This window comes from Sphaerotilus mobilis, from assembly GCF_004216565.1.
In the GTDB taxonomy this organism is placed as follows: domain Bacteria; phylum Pseudomonadota; class Gammaproteobacteria; order Burkholderiales; family Burkholderiaceae_C; genus Sphaerotilus; species Sphaerotilus mobilis.
This window is the reverse complement of sequence record NZ_SGWV01000010.1, coordinates 528,883-545,202: the sequence shown is the minus strand read 5'-3', so window position 1 is coordinate 545,202 and position 16,320 is coordinate 528,883. Positions and strand designations below refer to the sequence as shown.

Here is a 16,320-nt window from a genome sequence, read left to right as displayed (position 1 = left end):
ACGTCCAGGAAAAGCAGCCGGCACAGGCTGTTCCAGGGCTCGATCCCGATGGGTGCAGGCGATGCCGCCTCATCACACAAGAGACAATTCGAAGGCGCCGGTCATGCCGGCGCCTTTTTCTTTGTCTGGACGTGACCGGGGGCCGGCGCGGGCACATGAAGCGCGGTCGACCGGCTCACGAGGGACACACGGGCATGACGGAATGGATCTGGGTGACGCTGGCGTCCGCACTGGCGGGCTTCGTCGACGCCATCGTCGGCGGTGGCGGGCTGGTGCTGGTACCGGCCCTGTTCGCGGCCTATCCGGGCGTGGCGCCGGCCACGCTGTTTGGCACCAACAAGAGCGCCTCTGTCTGGGGCACCGCCTGGGCAGCGCGGCTGTATGCGCGGCGTGTCACGCTGAACTGGTCTTCGCTGGGGCCGGCCATGGTGGCGGCCTTTGCGGGGGCGGCCTTTGGCGCCTGGCTGGTCACGCAGGTCAGTGCGGGCAGCCTGCGCAAGGCGCTGCCCTTCATCCTCGCGGCGGTGCTGGTCTACACCCTGAGCCGCAAGGACCTCGGGCGTGAGCACGCACCGCACCGCAGCGTCTCGGCCGAGCGCGGCATTGCCATCCTGATCGGCGGGGTGATCGGCTTCTACGACGGCTTCTTCGGCCCGGGCACAGGCAGCTTCTTCGTCTTCCTGCTGGTTCGTTCGCTGGGCTACGACTTCCTGCATGCCTCGGCCAGCGCCAAGCTGCTGAACGTGGCGACCAACGTCGCCGCACTGGCCTGGTTCGTGGCTGCCGGGCATGTGATGCCGCAGGTGGCCGCGACCATGGCGGTGGCCAATGTGGCGGGCAGCTACGTCGGCACGCACCTGGCCCTGAAGCGCGGCGCGGGCTTCGTGCGCGGCGTCTTCATCGTCGTCGTCAGCCTGCTGATCCTTCGCACTGGCTGGGACGCCTGGCGGCTCTGAACCGCCGTTGGTGTCTCAGAAGGTGAAGGTCTCGCCGCGTGCCAGCGGCGTGATCGTGCGGCCCAGGCCCATGGCGGCGAGCTGGCCAGTCACTGCCGCCATCTCGCCTGGCTTGACGTGGGTGATCGCCACGCGGGTGTGCTCTTCAAGCTGGCCCAGCTCGTCGGCCAGCATGCTGGGCGACAGATGCTTGCTGACCTCGGCCAGCGCGCGCTCGTCGTCGCTGAAGGCCGTCTCGATCACCAACTGGGCAATGCGACGACCCCGCAGCGTGCGCCACAGCGCGGGGTTTGGACCGGTGTCACCGGTGTAGATCCACCAGCCGCTGGGCGTGGCCACGCCGAAGCCGCAGGCCGGCACGGTGTGGGCGGCGGGCAGCACCTCGATGGGCAGGTCGGCGAGCGTCAGGCACTGGCCGATCTCGATCGGATGCAGCTCCAGGATGGGTTGCTGCGGCCGTGGCAGGCGGGTGAAGTCTGGCCAGATCACGTTGTTGAAGACATGCCGGCGCAGCGCTTCGAGCGTCTCGGGCAGGGCATGCACGCGGATCGGCTTGCACTGCTCGCCGGACATGCGCCGATGCATCACGCTGTCGGCGATCAGGGCGATGCCGAGCACGTGGTCGAGGTGCGAATGCGAGATCAGGATGTGATCGATGCGAGCCATCTCGTCGAGCGTGAGGTCGCCCACGCCGGTGCCCGCGTCGATCAGGATGCTGTCATTGAGCAGAAAGGAGGTGGTTCGGCAGTCCTGGGCAATCGAGCCCGAACAGCCGAGGACGCGCAAGTTCATTCGAATTCCAGGTCAGGCCCACCGCGCAACCGTCGGAGGGACGGCAGCACCAAGGGCGATCAAGGCACGAATGCTGCCCTCCGGCGCGGCCCCGGGCAAGCGCCCGGTTGCGTACAAACGCACTGGGCCCGCATGCGGTCGACCGCGAAATGTGTCGGACGTGAACAAGGGCACGCGGGTCGGTGCCGGAAGGGCGTCGGATGAGCCGCTGGCTTGGTCAGCGGCCGTTGCGCCCAGGCCCGGTCAGGGCTGGACGAACTGCATCTGCGTGCCGGCCAGCTCGATGACGTCGCCGTCCTTCAGGTGCACCGGGTCACCCTGCACGGCCGAGCCGTTGACGGTCGGTCGGGTGCCGCCTTCCACGTGCGCAAACACGTAGCCGCCCGGTCGCTTCGTGATGGATGCGACCTGCACGCCAGGTTTGCCAACGGTGGTCACGACCTTGGTCAGCGCGACCTCGCGTCCAGCCGCAGCGCCGGACAGCACCTTGATGGAAGCCTGCGTGACCGTCGAGATCCCCAGGCTGCCGAAGTTCGATGGCGGGGGCAGATGGCCGGGCGACGTCGGCATCTGCGGCCTCGCACCACCGATGCCCGGCGGCATCTGCCCAGGCTTGAGGATCATCGTCTTCTCGTAATCGGCGCTGTCCTCGACCAAATACTTGATCTTGTATTTGCCGATCTCGACTGTGTCGTTGTGCTGCAGCAGCTGCTTCTTGACGGCACGACCGTTGATGTAGGTGCCGTTGGTGCTGTTCTGATCCTCGATGTAGACGTCCTGACCGACCATCTGGAGGACCGCGTGCTCGCCGCTGACGGCGAGGTTGTCGATCACGATGTCGTTGTAGGGCCGACGACCCAGCGTCGTCTTGTCCTTGGTGAGTTGGACTTCCTTGATGACGACACCGTCCAACGAAACGACAAGCTTAGGCATGCACGACCTCTGAGCTGGGGGGTCTTTCTGGTTCCGGAGCCCTCACCGCCGGAAAGGCCACCACGCGCGTCCTGCTGAAGCAGCAGCTCGCACAGCCACCAGTATCACAGCGATGTTATCGCGTCCGCCTGCTTCATTGGCTGCTTCAACAAGGGCTTGTGCGGCATCTGCCACCTGCTCGTGGCCCCTGAGGACCTCGGCGATGCGGGCATCGTCGAGCATGTCCGACAGGCCGTCCGAACACATCAGGATCCAGTCGTCGGCCGCCAACGCATGATGGTGGACTTCAAGCAGCACGATGTCCTCGACGCCGACGGCTCGGGTGACGAGGTTCTTGTTGAGGCTCAAAGCGGCCTGTTCGGGCGACAGCAGGCCGGCGTCGATCTGTTCCTGCAGAAGGGAGTGGTCGCGCGTGAGCTGGACCAGCTGGCCTTCCCGCCAACGGTAAGCGCGCGAGTCGCCGATGTGGCCCAGCAGCAGCTGGGTGCCGCGCAGCACGGCCACCACCAGCGTGGTGCCCATCCCGGCGTACTGCGGATTGGCGTTGGCGGCGTTGAAGATGGCGCGGTTGGCGTTGTCGACGCAGACGTCCATCGCGCGGCGCACGTCGTGGTCGCTGACCTCGCCTGACGCCTCGACCAGCCAGCGCCCCAGTTCGGAGCTGATGAAGGCGGTGGCCATGCCGCTGGCTACCTCGCCGGCGTTGTAGCCGCCCATGCCGTCAGCCAGCACGGCCAGTGCGGCATCCTCGGCGATGGCCACCGAGTCTTCGTTATTGGTACGAACCCGGCCGCGATCGGTCACGGCCTGGAACTCGTAGCTGAGGTGCGCGGGGCTGGATCTGTCCATGTTCACGCAAACAATTGTGCCCGCATCGCCCTCAACCCGGGAGGGCATCCGCATCGTCGGAAGCGCCTTCGCCACGATCGGCTTGCAGGCGTTGCTGGCCGCCACTAACTGGCGACAGCGTGGCCTCGGCGGCTGCGTCGCTGCCCGCCCGCGGGCGCATCCTGGACGCCACCAGGCGCAGGTCGCCGGCAAGGCTGTGACCGTCGGCATATCGCAACTCCGGGCGTTTCTCCAGCAGGATGGAGACGACGTCGGCCAGCGCGTCCGGCAAGCCGGGCCGAAGTTCGCGGGCATCGGGCGCAGCTTGCTGGGCAACCGCCGCCATCAGTTCGCTCATGCTGGCGCCGCTGAAGGGCAGACGTGCGGTCAGCAACTGGAACAGCACGACGCCGAGCGAGTACAGGTCGCAGCGTCCATCGACCGCCCGACCGGCCAGCTGTTCGGGTGACATGTAGGAGGGCGAGCCCAGCACCAGACCGGTACGCGTGCGGCTCGCGTCGAGGAGCCGGGCCACGCCGAAGTCGGTCACCTTCACCTGGTCCTTGGCCGGATCGATCATCACGTTGGCCGGCTTGATGTCGCGGTGCACCACGCCGTGGTCATGTGCATGGGCCAGGGCATCGGCCACGCGGGCGCCGATGGCCAGCACTTGGCTGACCGGCAGAAGGGCAGCCGGTCGGGTGTGGGTGGTCAGGTCCCTGCCGGTCAACAGCTCCATCACGAGGTAGGCGAGCGTGCCGTTGTCTCCGCAGTCGAGCACGTCGACGATGTCGGGATGCCGCAGTCGCCGTGCCGCCTGGGCCTCGCGCTGGAAACGGGTTCGAGCCTCGTCGAGGGCGTAACCCTGGAACTCGCTGCCGAGCGACAAGGTCTTGATCGCCACGGGTCGCCCGTCGCGGCTGTCATGGGCCCGGTGGACGCGGCCCATGGTGCCGCGCCCGAGCTCCTGTTCCAGTTCGTAGGGGCCGATGCGCTCCTGCATTGGAGGTCAGCGGGAGTGCGACACCGGGTGGTCGTCAGCGCCCATCAGGCGGCTGGCGCAGCCGCCTTGCGCGAGACCATCCAGCGTCCCGCGCCGAGCACCAGCAACGCACCAAAGGCGCCGGCCGCGTAGCGCAGCAGGTCGGAGACCTCGACCCCATCGGTCAGCCAGCGACCGATCGCGGGATCGGTGACCGCCATCGTGCCGGCGATCCAGCCCAGCAACATGGCGCCGAGCGTGATGATCATCGGGAAGCGGTCCATCAGCTTGATCACCAGCTGGCTGCCCCAAACGATGATCGGGATGCTCACCAGCAGGCCGAAGATGACCAGCGGCATCTGGTGCCCTTCGCCAGCGGTCTCGGCCGCACCGGCAATCGCGATGACGTTGTCCAGGCTCATCACGAAGTCGGCCACGATCACGGTCTTGACCGCCGCCCACAGCTTGTCGCTGGCCTGGATGCCTTCGTGGCCGTCGTCATCTTCGGGCACCAGGAGCTTGATGCCGATCCACAGCAGCAGCAAGGCGCCAACGATCTTCAGGAAGGGCAGCTTGAGCAGGGTCAGCGCGAAGAAGATCAGCACCACGCGCAGCAGGATCGCGCCCGCCGTGCCCCAAAGGATGCCTGCCCGGCGCTGCGCGTCTGGCAACTTGCGGCAGGCCAGCGCGATCACGACCGCGTTGTCGCCGCCCAGCAGGATGTCGATCAGGATGATCTGGCCGACGGCGAGCCAGAACTCGGGGGTGAGGAACGTTTCCATGGGGGTCTGATGTCGGTGGGTGTCGGGCGGTGGCCAGCCGTTCGGCAAGGACGGCGGCACAGCGGGCTTGAAGTGTATGGGCCCGCTTCGCCCGGCTTCATGCGTAGCACCACGCACGACCACTGGTTCGGGGCGCTCCCCAGATCGATCGCTTGGGTCGGGGGATATGACCGGATCGGGCCCGATGCGGCCCGCGTCAAGGGGAAATCCAGGGTGTTTTCAGAGGGAAACCGTCCTGTCACGCCTTCTCAACGGCCCATTCGAGGCAGTACCATCCGCCGGCGCGATGCGAGTCGGAGTAAGCGTGCTCATGCGGCACGTGCCCGCCGCCGGCACATCACATACCTTGATGGAGAGAATACACATGGCAACTGCGAAGAAGGCGGCCGCGAAGAAGGCCCCGGCGAAGAAGGCCGTGGCGGCCAAGGCTCCGGCCACCACGCCGGCTGCGGCACCCGCCAAGAAGGCCGCTACCAAGACGGTCGCCGCCAAGCGCACGCCCAACGCGGCGTTCATGAAGGCGATGACGCCGTCGGCCGCGTTGGCCGCGGTCATCGGCGCCACCCCGGCACCCCGCACGGAGGTGACCAAGAAGGTCTGGGAATACATCAAGAAGCACAAGCTTCAGGATGCGGCGAACAAGCGCATGATCAATGCGGACGCCAAACTCAAGGCCATCTTCAAGAAGGATCAGGTCTCGATGTTCGAGATGACCAAGCTGATCAGCGACCAGCTTTCCTGACCTTCCCCACGTTCGGCATGTGCCGACGTCGAACAACCCGGCCCAGGCCGGGTTGTTTCGTTTCCGGGGTGCCAACGAACGTGTGACGGCTCAGAGACCCAGGCCTTCGTCGCAGCCCAGGTGCAGGTTCATGCACTGGACTGCCGCGCCGCTGGCTCCCTTGCCGAGGTTGTCCAGCCGGGCCATCAGCAGGGCCTGCTGGCCATTGCGGAAGACGAACAGGTCGACACGGTTGGTGTCGTTGCAGGCCTGCACGTCGAAGAAGCCGTCGGCCAGCGTGGCCGCGTCGTCCAGCGGCATGACGCGCACGAAGCGCTCGCCGTCGTAGCGCTTCTGGAAGGCGGCATGGATGCGCTCGGCATCGCCCGCATCGGCCAGCTGCAGCGGGATGGTGACCGCCAGGCCCTTGTAGAAGCTCGACACGATGGGCATGAAGACCGGCTTGGTGCGCAAGCCCGACTGCACCATCATTTCCGGGATGTGCTTGTGCGCCAGGCCCAGCGCGTAGGGGCGCGGCGACAGCAGTTTTGCGTCGCCGCCGGCCTCGTACTGCTCGATCATCTTCTTGCCGCCGCCGGAGTAGCCGGTGATCGACGTCGCGCTCAACGCCTGTTCGGGCGCGATCAGGCCGGCATCGACCAGCGGCCGGGCCAGCAAGATGAAGGCGCTGGCGTGGCAGCCGGGGTTGGCGATGCGCTTGCTCGTGCGCAGCGCCTCGCGCTGGCCGGCGGCCAGCTCGGGCAGGCCAAAGCGCCAGTCCGGGTGGATGCGGTGCGCGGTGCTGGCGTCGATCAGGCAGGTGCGCGGGTTGGTGACCAGCGCGGCCGCTTCGATCGCGGCAGCATCGGGCAGGCAGAGAAAGGCGACATCGGCGGCGTTGAGCAGGCGGGCGCGTTCGTTGGCGTCCTTGCGCAGCTCGGGCGCGATGCGCAGCACGTCGATGTCGGCGCGGGCGGCGAGGTATTCGTGGATGCGCAGGCCGGTCGTGCCTTCCTGGCCGTCGACGAAGACGGTGTGCTTCATGGGGGATCCGCAGCGGTTGGGGTCGGGGGGAGGAGGCGCAAGAATACGGCATGCACATGACCTCTAACCTGACCCCTGACCCCCTTGCGCCGGCCGCATCGACGGCCATCGAAAAGGCCCGCGTGCTGGTCCTGCCGGGCTGGCTCAACTCCGACGCCGCGCACTGGCAGAGCCGCTGGATCGCCCGCCATGGCTACCAACGCGTCGAACAGGATGACTGGACCTGGCCGCGTCGCGGCGACTGGATGGCGCGGCTCGACGAGGTGCTGCTCGCCACCCGCGAGCCGGTTGTGCTGGTGGCCCACAGCCTGGGCTGCCAGCTGGTTGCGGCCTGGGCCGAACACAGCCGGCTGACCGACCGTGTGCGTGCCGCGCTGATGGTGGCGCCGCCCGACACCGAGCGCGAGGACATGCCGCCGCAGCTGCACAACTGGCGTCCGGTGCGACGTGGCCGGCTGCCCTTCGCGGCGCTCGCGGTGGTCTCGACCGACGATCCCTACTGCAGCGTGGACCGTGCCGCTGCCTTCTGTGCCGATTGGGGTGCGCCGGTGCATCGGGCCGGCCCGCGCGGGCACCTCAACGGCGAATCCGGTCTGGGCGACTGGGACGACGGCCACGACCTGCTGCGTGCGCTGGCTGCGGGCGTGCGGCTGGCCCTGCCGGACTGACGCGACCTCCGGTGGCGCGGACGGATCGCCGACAATCGCCGCCATGGTCACCAAGAAGCCCAAAGGTCTCGGTCGTGGTCTGGAGGCCCTGCTCGGGCCCCAGGTCGGCGCCGACAGCGACAGCGCCGGGAGCGCGCCGCAACCCTCCGCCGTCAAGCTCGATCAGCTGCGACCCGGCAAGTACCAGCCGCGCACGCGCATGGACGAGGGCTCGCTGGTCGAGCTGGCCGACAGCATCCGCTCGCAAGGCGTGATGCAGCCGGTGCTGGTGCGGCCGGTGGCCGCCGCCGACGGCCTGCCGATGTACGAGATCATCGCCGGCGAGCGCCGCACCCGCGCCGCCCGCATGGCCGGTCTGGACGAGGTGCCGGTGCTGGTGCGCGAGGTGCCCGACCAGGCCGCCGCCGCGATGGCGCTGATCGAGAACATCCAGCGCGAGGACCTCAACCCGCTCGAAGAGGCCCAGGGCGTGCAGCGCCTGATTGCCGAGTTCGGCCTGACGCACGAGGAGGCCGCCCAAGCGATCGGCCGCAGCCGCAGCGCGACGTCCAACCTGCTTCGCCTGATCAACCTGGCCGAGCCGGTCCAGCAGCTGCTGATGGCCGGCGACCTGGACATGGGCCATGCCCGTGCGCTGCTGCCTCTGGACAAGGCGCACCAGATCACCCAGGCGCATGAGATCGTCGCGCGCAAGCTGTCGGTGCGCGAGGCCGAGAAGCTCGTCGCTCGCCACGAGGTCGGTCGACAGCAGCCGCTGCTGCGCGCCAAGGCCGAGAAGTCGCGCGACATCGCGCGCATCGAGGAACAGCTCGCCGACGCGCTGACCGCGGCCGTCGAGATCCGCGTCAAGAAGCGCGGCAAGCGCGGCGAACAGGGCGAGGTGGCGATCGCCTTCGGCTCGCTCGACGAGCTCAACGGCCTGCTCGACAAGCTCGGTCTGCGCGAGGCTTGAGCCTGGCCTGAACGGCCTGCATCCGCCCCGCCGTGCCGGCCCGCCCCGGCACAGCGCTTGCAACGTCAACCGCGTGGGTGTCTCGTCCGTGATGGACGCAGGACATTGTTGCAACCGTGACAGGTCCGACCGGTAAAGATCCCTGTCTTCTCCGGGTTTGTTCGATCGATGCCCTGCATCGATTTGAACGAAGCTGACATCATCGGGTCATACCCCAAGGCATGCGCAAGGACACGCGCAAGACGTCTGCAGAGCGACGGAAAGCTCTGATGGAGCCTCGCACCGTTCAACACGAAGGCGGTGCACGGACTCCATCAGATCTTCCCTGGACCGGCGGCCATGATCAGTCCGCCGGTTCCCCTGAACCTCAGGAGGCCTGCATGGACGTGATCAGCAAGTTTGCCGCGCGCTACGAGCGCACCCGCGAGGAGGAACTCTCGCTGGAGGACTACCTCGACGAGTGCAAGCGCAACCCGCTCGCCTACGCGACTGCACCGGAGCGCATGCTCAAGGCGATCGGCGAGCCCCAGATGATCGACACGCGCAACGACCCGCGCCTGTCACGGCTGTTCGCCAACAAGGTCATCAAGATCTACCCCGCCTTCGCCGAGTTCTACGGCATGGAGGACGCCATTGAGCAGGTGGTGTCCTACTTCCGCCATGCGGCGCAGGGGCTGGAGGAGAAGAAGCAGATCCTCTATCTGCTGGGTCCTGTCGGCGGCGGCAAGAGCTCGATCGCCGAGCGCCTGAAGCTGTTGATGCAAGACGTGCCGTTCTACGCCATCAAGGACTCGCCGGTGAACGAGTCACCGCTGGGCCTGTTCGATGCGGCCGAGGACGGGCCGATCCTCGAAGGCGAGTACGGCATCCCGAGGCGCTACCTCAACCGCATCATGAGCCCGTGGGCGGTGAAGCGGCTGGAGGAGTTCGGCGGCGACATCCGCCGCTTCAAGGTGGTCAAGCGCTACCCCAGCGTGCTCAAGCAGCTGGGCATCGCCAAGACCGAGCCGGGCGACGAGAACAACCAGGACATCAGCTCGCTGGTCGGCAAGGTCGACATCCGCAAGCTCGAGACCTATGCGCAGGACGACCCGGACGCCTACAGCTACTCCGGCGGCCTGTGCCTGGCCAATCAGGGCCTGCTCGAATTCGTCGAGATGTTCAAGGCGCCGATCAAGGTCCTGCACCCGCTGCTGACCGCCACGCAGGAAAGCAACTTCAAGGGCACCGAGGGCTTCGGCGCGATCCCCTTCGACGGCATCGTGCTGGCGCACAGCAACGAGAGTGAGTGGAAGGCCTTCCGCAACAACAAGAACAACGAGGCCTTCCTCGACCGCATCTATATCGTCAAGGTGCCCTACTGCCTGCGCGTCAGCGAGGAAGTGAAGATCTACGAGAAGCTGCTCAAGGGCAGTTCGCTGGCCGGTGCGACCTGCGCGCCGGGCACGCTGAAGATGATGAGCCAGTTCGCCATCCTGACCCGCCTGAAGGAGCCCGAGAACTCGAGCCTTTACAGCAAGATGATGGTCTACGACGGCGAGAACCTGAAGGACACCGACCCGCGCGCCAAGAGCTACCAGGAGTACCGCGACTACGCCGGCGTCGACGAGGGCATGAGCGGCATCAGCACGCGCTTCGCCTACAAGATCATCTCCAAGGTCTTCAACTTCGACAGCCAGGAGGTGGCCGCCAACCCGGTCCACCTGATGTACGTGCTGGAGCAGCAGATCGAGCGCGAGCAGTTCCCCGCCGAGGTCGAGCAGAAGTACGTCGCCTACATCAAGGAACTGCTGGCGCCGCGTTATGCGGAGTTCATCGGCAAGGAGATCCAGACCGCCTACCTCGAAAGCTACAGCGAGTACGGCCAGAACATCTTCGACCGCTACGTGACCTATGCCGACTACTGGATCCAGGACCAGGAGTACCGCGACACCGACACCGGCGAGGTCTTCGACCGGGCCAGCCTGAACGGCGAGCTCGAGAAAATCGAGAAGCCGGCGGGCATCGCCAACCCGAAGGACTTCCGCAACGAGATCGTCAACTTCGTGCTGCGCGCACGGGCCAACAACCAGGGCAAGAACCCGGTCTGGACCAGCTACGAGAAGCTGCGCGCGGTGATCGAGAAGAAGATGTTCTCGAACACCGAGGAACTGCTGCCGGTCATCAGCTTCAACGCCAAGGCCAGTGCCGACGAGGCCAAGAAGCACGAGGACTTCGTCAATCGCATGGTCAACAAGGGCTACACCGGCAAGCAAGTCCGCCTGCTGTGCGAGTGGTATCTGCGGGTTCGCAAGTCAAGCTGACCGAGCCCCGTCCACCGCGTCACTTCGAAGGGCGTCATGCAACAGATCATCGACCGCCGACTCGCCGGCAAGAACAAGTCGATCGGCAACCGCGAACGTTTTCTGCGCCGCTACAAGACGCAGATCAAGGACGCGGTGCGCCGGGCGATCGACGGCCGGGGCATCCGCGACATCGAGCGCGGCGAGGACGTGCACATCCCGAAGAAGGACATCAGCGAGCCGGTCTTCCACCATGGCACCGGCGGCAAGCGCGAGATGGTCCACCCGGGCAACCAGGAGTACCTGGCCGGTGACCGCATCAAGCGTCCGCCCAGTGGCGGCGGCGGCGGTGGTGGCAGCGGGCAAGGGCAGGCCAGCGATTCCGGCGAAGGCGAGGACGACTTTGTCTTCAGCCTGAGCAAGGAAGAGTTCATGCAGGTCTTCTTCGAGGACCTGGCCCTGCCGCACCTCGTGCGCACCCAGCTGGCCGAGACGCCGGAGTGGAAGAGCCACCGGGCCGGCTATGTCAGCGACGGCAACCCGAGCAACCTGCACGTCGTGCGCTCGATGCGCGGCGCGCTTGGCCGACGCATCGCGCTGGGCATGACCAGCCGGCGCGAGCTGCACGAGCTGGAGGCCGAGCTGGCGCAGGTCCAGGCCGATGCCAAGCCTGGCGACACCGTCGCGCTGGCCCGCATCGTCGAGCTGGAGGCGGCCATCCTGGCGCTGAAGAAGCGGCTCGGCGCCATCCCCTTCCTCGACCCGATCGACCTGCGCTTTCGCAACCGCGTGCGCGTGCCGGTGCCCAGCAGCAAGGCGGTGATGTTCTGCCTCATGGACGTCTCGGGCTCGATGGACGAGGGGCGCAAGGAGCTGTCCAAGCGCTTCTTCATCCTGCTCTACCTGTTCCTGACGCGGCACTACGAGAAGATCGAGATCGTCTTCATCCGCCACCACACGCAGGCCCAGGAGGTCGACGAGCAGGGCTTCTTCCACTCGACCGAGACCGGCGGCACGGTGGTCTCCAGCGCGCTGGTGCTGATGGAGGAAATCGTGCGGGCGCGCTATCCGTCGGACCAATGGAACATCTACGGCGCCCAGGCCAGTGACGGCGACAACTGGCACCACGACAGCGGCCGCTGCCGCGAGTTGCTGGAGCAGAAGATCCTGCCGCTGTGCCGCTACTACGCCTATGTCCAGGTGGCCGATCCGGAGCAGAACCTCTGGGAGGAATACAGCCGCCTGGCCGAGGTCTCCGGCCCGCACTTCGCGATGCGCAAGGTCACCGAGGCCTCGCAGATCTACCCGATCTTCCGCGACCTGTTCAAGAAGGAAGGCGCCAGCGCATGACTCAGCCTCTTGAATCGATGATGCCCGTGGCGCCCGACCCGGTGCTGCCCGGCCTCGCGCGCAGCGGCCCCTTGCGCCAGCCCCTGCCGGCACCGCCGCGTCCGGCCGAGCCGCTGCCGTCGCCGAGCGACTGGACCTTCGAGCTGGTCGAGCGTTACCACACGGTGATCCGCCAGACCGCCGACCGCTACGGGCTCGACACCTACCCGAACCAGCTCGAGATCATCACCGCCGAGCAGATGATGGACGCCTACGCCAGCGTCGGCATGCCGGTGAATTACCGCCACTGGAGCTACGGCAAGGAGTTCATCTCGACCGAGAAGAACTACAAGCGCGGCGCGATGGGGCTGGCCTACGAGATCGTCATCAACAGCAACCCCTGCATCAGCTACCTGATGGAGGAGAACACGCTGGCCATGCAGGCCCTCGTGATCGCCCATGCGGCCTATGGCCACAACAGCTTCTTCAAGGGCAACTACCTGTTCCGGATGTGGACCGATGCGTCGTCCATCATCGACTACCTCGTCTACGCCAAGAACTACGTGACGGCTTGCGAGGAGAAGTTCGGCCTGGACACCGTCGAAGCCTTCATCGACAGCTGCCACGCGCTGCAGAACCACGGCGTGGACCGCTACCGCCGGCCGAGCAAGAAGTCGCTCGCCCAGGAGCTGGCCGATCGCAAGGACCGCGAGGCCTATGCGCAGCGGCAGGTCAACGACCTCTGGCGCACGCTGCCCCGCCGGGCCGACAAGGCCGAGGCGGCGGCCGAGAACCGCCGCTTTCCCGAGGAGCCGCAGGAGAACCTGCTGTACTTCATCGAGAAGAACGCGCCGCTGCTGGAGCCCTGGCAGCGCGAGGTCGTGCGCATCGTGCGCAAGGTCGCGCAGTACTTCTACCCGCAGCGCCAGACGCAGGTGATGAACGAGGGCTGGGCCACCTTCTGGCATCACCGCCTGCTCAACACCATGTACGACGACGGCTACCTGAGCGACGGGATGATGATCGAGTGGCTCAAGTCGCACACCAACGTCGTCTTCCAGCCCAAGGTTGGCGAACGTGGCTACAGCGGCCTGAACCCGTATGCGCTGGGCTTTGCGATGTACACCGACATCCGGCGCATCTGCGAGTCGCCGACCGAGGAGGACCGGCGCTGGTTCCCCGACATCGCTGGCTCGGACTGGCTGCCCACGCTCGACCACGCGATGCGCAACTTCAAGGACGAAAGCTTCGTCGGCCAGTACCTCAGTCCCAAGCTGATGCGCGACCTGCGGCTGTTCCACATCGTCGACGACGACAAGCAGCCCGAGATCGAGGTGGCCGCCATCCACGACGACAGCGGCTACCGCAGCGTGCGCGAGGCCCTGTCGCGGCAGTACGACCTGGGCCAGCGCGAACCCAACATCCAGGTCTGGAACGTCAACCTGCGCGGCGACCGCTCGCTGACGCTGCGCCACTTCCAGCACAACGACCGGCCGCTGGCCGACAGCGCGCAGGAGGTGCTGCGCCACGTCGCCCGCCTGTGGGGCTTCGCGGTGCACTTGGAGAGCACCAACGGCCGCGGCGACATCACCAAGCGCTGGACGGTGCCCTCACCGGCGAACTAGGGCAACGCCCGCACGGGCGGGTCTTCACCAGCTGAAGATCTTGCCCGGGTTCATGATGTTGTCCGGGTCGAGCGCATGCTTGATCTGACGCATCAGGCCGACCGCCGCCGGGCCGGCCTCGTCGACCAGGAAGCCCATCTTGTGCAGGCCCACGCCGTGCTCGCCGCTGCAGGTGCCTTCCATCGCCAGCGCCCGCGCGACCAGCTTCTGGTTGAGGTCCTCGGCCAGCGCCCGTTCGGCCGGCAGTTGCGGGTCGATCAGGTAGCCGACGTGGAAGTTGCCGTCGCCGACGTGGCCGACGATGAAGTAGGGCAGGCCGGCCGCATCGGCCTCTTCGACGGTGGCGGTGATGCACTCGGCCAGGCGCGAGATCGGCACGCAGGTGTCGGTCGTGACCGCGCGACAGCCCGGCCGCGTCTGCAGCGCGGCGAAGTAGGCGTGGTGGCGGGCGGTCCACAGGCGGGTGCGCTCTTCGGGCGTGCTGGCCCATTCGAAGTCGAGACCGCCGTGATCGGCCGCCAGCTCCTGCACCGTGCGGGCCTGCTCGGCCACGCCCGCCGGACTGCCGTGGAACTCCATCAGCAACATCGGCACCTCGGCCAGCGTCAGCTTGTCGTGGCGGTTGACGGCGCGCACCGCATTGGCATCCAGCAACTCGCAGCGCGCGATCGGCACGCCCATCTGGATCAGCGCGATGGTGGTCTGCACGGCCGCATCGACGCTGGGGAACTGGCAGACGGCGGCCGAGACCGCCTCGGGCAGCGGGTAGAGCTTGAGCGTGATCTCGGTCATCACGCCCAGCGTGCCTTCGCTGCCGACGAACAGCCGCGTCAGGTCATAGCCGGCGCTGGACTTGCGCGCTCGGGTGCCGGTGCGCAGCCACTCGCCTTGGGCGTTGACGACGCCCAGCCCCAGTACGTTCTCGCGCATGGTGCCGTAGCGCACGGCATTGGTGCCTGACGCACGGGTCGCGCACATGCCGCCGAGGGTGGCGTCCGCGCCCGGGTCGATCGGGAAGAACAGGCCGCTGTGGCGGATCTCGTTGTTCAGCTGCGTGCGGGTGATGCCGGCCTGCACCGTCACGGTCAGGTCCTCCGGGTTGAGCCGCAGGATGCGGTTCATGCGGCCCAGGTCCAGGCTCAGGCCGCCCTGCACCGCCAGCAGATGGCCTTCGAGCGACGAGCCGACGCCGAAGGGGATCACCGGCACGCGGTGTGATGCGGCGATCTTCACCGCGTCCATCACGTCCTCGTTGGACTCGCAGAACACCACCGCATCGGGCGGCGGCGCGTCGAAGGGCGACTCGTCGCGGCCGTGCTGTTCGCGCACCGCGCGGGCGTTCGAGCATTGCGCGCCGAAGCGCGTGCGCAGCGCGTCCAGCATGGCTTCGGGCATCGGGCGCGGGGCGATCAAGGGGGCGCCGACGGGGCTGTGGGGTGCGTTCATGCGGGTCTCCGGATGGGCGGTCCCGATGCGGGCCGACCGGGTGAAATCCATTCTAGGCAGGCGTTCCAAGGCCCCGGATTGGGCGCAAGAATGCGGGGATGAATCCCGAAGCCGTTCCGATCGACCCGCTGGATGCGCTCGCTGCGCTCTACCCCGAGTTCATCGCGGCCGCGCCGCCGACCTGGCGCACCGACCTCGGGCCGGGCGCCGGCCCGATCGAGGTGCCGGCTGGCACGGTGCTGTTCGACGAGGGCTCGCCCTGCCGCGGCTTTCCGCTGGTGCTCGACGGCGCCGTTCGGGTCGCCCGTGGCGCGCCGCACGGCCGGGCGATCGAGCTCTACCGGGTCTCGCCGGGCGAGATCTGCATCGTCTCGTCGGCCTGCCTGTTCGGCGAGACGCCGCTGACCGCCCACGGCATCACGCTGGCCCCGACCCGCTTGCTGCTGTTGTCGCCACCGCTGTTCATGGCCTGGAGCGCCCACGAGCCCTTCCGCCGCCACGTCTTCGGCCAGTTCGCCGGCCGCATGAGCGACCTGATCCTGCTGGCCGAAGCCGTCGCCTTCCAGCGCCTGGACCAGCGCCTCGCAGGCACCTTGCTCGGCCGAGGCACGACGCTGCACGTCACCCACCAGCAACTCGCCGACGAACTCGGCACCGTGCGCGAGATGGTCACCCGCCTGCTCAAGCGCTTCGAACAATCCGGCTGGGTCACCCTCGGCCGCGAACGCGTCGTGATCGTCGACGCCGCCGCCTTGCGGCAAATGGCCGCCGCCCGCTAATCCGTCCCGGCGTACCCGGCGGGCGAGGGGCCAACCTCCCCGGGCCGAACGCCGGGCCGCCCCAAGTCGGCCCGATCCCCTCGGGGGATCGACCGGCGTACCCGGCGGGCGAGGGGCCAACCATGTTGTGTGACCGTGGTCACAGATCGTGACATCGTTCACGCGCACACTGCAACGCATGCCGGCACCGGGCCGGACTCA

Annotated in this window: 15 protein-coding genes; 8 read left to right on the top strand and 7 right to left on the bottom strand. The window is 67.3% G+C overall.

The genetic code is table 11. The annotated features are described in order from the left end of the window. Positions 1 to 194: 194 nt before the first annotated feature. The gene (locus EV685_RS14765; RefSeq protein ID WP_130482785.1) at positions 195 to 956 is read left to right on the top strand and encodes a sulfite exporter TauE/SafE family protein; all 762 of its coding nucleotides are present in this window, start codon (positions 195 to 197) and stop codon (positions 954 to 956) included. A gap of 15 nt (positions 957 to 971) precedes the next feature. Here the strand turns inward: EV685_RS14765 and EV685_RS14760 are convergent, their stop codons facing one another. The 5 genes from EV685_RS14760 to EV685_RS14740 all read right to left on the bottom strand — a co-directional run bounded on the left by EV685_RS14760 (position 972) and on the right by EV685_RS14740 (position 5,273). Then, on the bottom strand, positions 972 to 1,748 hold the full coding sequence (locus tag EV685_RS14760) for an MBL fold metallo-hydrolase (protein ID WP_130482784.1): 777 nt from the start codon (positions 1,746 to 1,748) through the stop codon (positions 972 to 974). 243 nt (positions 1,749 to 1,991) lie between these two features. Continuing rightward, on the bottom strand, positions 1,992 to 2,681 hold the full coding sequence (locus EV685_RS14755) for an FHA domain-containing protein (RefSeq protein ID WP_130482783.1): 690 nt from the start codon (positions 2,679 to 2,681) through the stop codon (positions 1,992 to 1,994). A 42-nt stretch (positions 2,682 to 2,723) separates the two neighbouring features. Further along, positions 2,724 to 3,530, bottom strand: coding sequence for a Stp1/IreP family PP2C-type Ser/Thr phosphatase (locus EV685_RS14750; protein WP_130482911.1), 807 nt, complete (start codon positions 3,528 to 3,530; stop codon positions 2,724 to 2,726). A gap of 31 nt (positions 3,531 to 3,561) precedes the next feature. Beyond that, positions 3,562 to 4,512: a serine/threonine-protein kinase gene (locus tag EV685_RS14745; protein WP_130482782.1), complete on the bottom strand. Its 951-nt coding sequence runs from the start codon at positions 4,510 to 4,512 to the stop codon at positions 3,562 to 3,564. A 44-nt stretch (positions 4,513 to 4,556) separates the two neighbouring features. Then, positions 4,557 to 5,273: a TerC family protein gene (locus tag EV685_RS14740; protein WP_130482781.1), complete on the bottom strand. Its 717-nt coding sequence runs from the start codon at positions 5,271 to 5,273 to the stop codon at positions 4,557 to 4,559. Positions 5,274 to 5,637: 364 nt separating this feature from the next. Here EV685_RS14740 and EV685_RS14735 point away from each other — a divergent pair, with 364 nt between their 5' ends. Then, positions 5,638 to 6,015 (top strand): SWIB/MDM2 domain-containing protein, encoded by a 378-nt coding sequence (locus EV685_RS14735; protein ID WP_130482910.1) that lies wholly within the window; start codon positions 5,638 to 5,640, stop codon positions 6,013 to 6,015. A gap of 90 nt (positions 6,016 to 6,105) precedes the next feature. Here the strand turns inward: EV685_RS14735 and argC are convergent, their stop codons facing one another. Then, complete coding sequence (gene argC / locus EV685_RS14730) at positions 6,106 to 7,038, bottom strand: N-acetyl-gamma-glutamyl-phosphate reductase (protein WP_130482780.1); 933 nt, start codon at positions 7,036 to 7,038, stop codon at positions 6,106 to 6,108. Between the two features lie 50 nt (positions 7,039 to 7,088). On the opposite strand from argC, the gene EV685_RS14725 reads away from it, so the two are divergent. The 5 genes from EV685_RS14725 to EV685_RS14705 all read left to right on the top strand — a co-directional run bounded on the left by EV685_RS14725 (position 7,089) and on the right by EV685_RS14705 (position 13,894). Next, positions 7,089 to 7,706, top strand: a complete 618-nt coding sequence (locus tag EV685_RS14725) for an RBBP9/YdeN family alpha/beta hydrolase (RefSeq protein ID WP_130482779.1) — start codon at positions 7,089 to 7,091, stop codon at positions 7,704 to 7,706. A gap of 43 nt (positions 7,707 to 7,749) precedes the next feature. Then, positions 7,750 to 8,658: a ParB/RepB/Spo0J family partition protein gene (locus EV685_RS14720; protein ID WP_130482778.1), complete on the top strand. Its 909-nt coding sequence runs from the start codon at positions 7,750 to 7,752 to the stop codon at positions 8,656 to 8,658. Positions 8,659 to 9,038: 380 nt separating this feature from the next. Then, complete coding sequence (locus EV685_RS14715; RefSeq protein ID WP_130482777.1) at positions 9,039 to 10,961, top strand: PrkA family serine protein kinase; 1,923 nt, start codon at positions 9,039 to 9,041, stop codon at positions 10,959 to 10,961. Between the two features lie 36 nt (positions 10,962 to 10,997). Beyond that, positions 10,998 to 12,290 (top strand): YeaH/YhbH family protein, encoded by a 1,293-nt coding sequence (locus EV685_RS14710; RefSeq protein WP_130482776.1) that lies wholly within the window; start codon positions 10,998 to 11,000, stop codon positions 12,288 to 12,290. Between the two features lie 20 nt (positions 12,291 to 12,310). After that, positions 12,311 to 13,894, top strand: coding sequence for a SpoVR family protein (locus EV685_RS14705; RefSeq protein ID WP_242615614.1), 1,584 nt, complete (start codon positions 12,311 to 12,313; stop codon positions 13,892 to 13,894). Positions 13,895 to 13,918: 24 nt separating this feature from the next. On the opposite strand, the gene EV685_RS14700 is transcribed toward EV685_RS14705, so the two are convergent. Next, on the bottom strand, positions 13,919 to 15,340 hold the full coding sequence (locus EV685_RS14700; protein WP_130482774.1) for an FAD-binding oxidoreductase: 1,422 nt from the start codon (positions 15,338 to 15,340) through the stop codon (positions 13,919 to 13,921). Between the two features lie 98 nt (positions 15,341 to 15,438). Here EV685_RS14700 and EV685_RS14695 point away from each other — a divergent pair, with 98 nt between their 5' ends. Further along, positions 15,439 to 16,119, top strand: a complete 681-nt coding sequence (locus EV685_RS14695; RefSeq protein WP_130482773.1) for a Crp/Fnr family transcriptional regulator — start codon at positions 15,439 to 15,441, stop codon at positions 16,117 to 16,119. Positions 16,120 to 16,320: the final 201 nt, after the last annotated feature.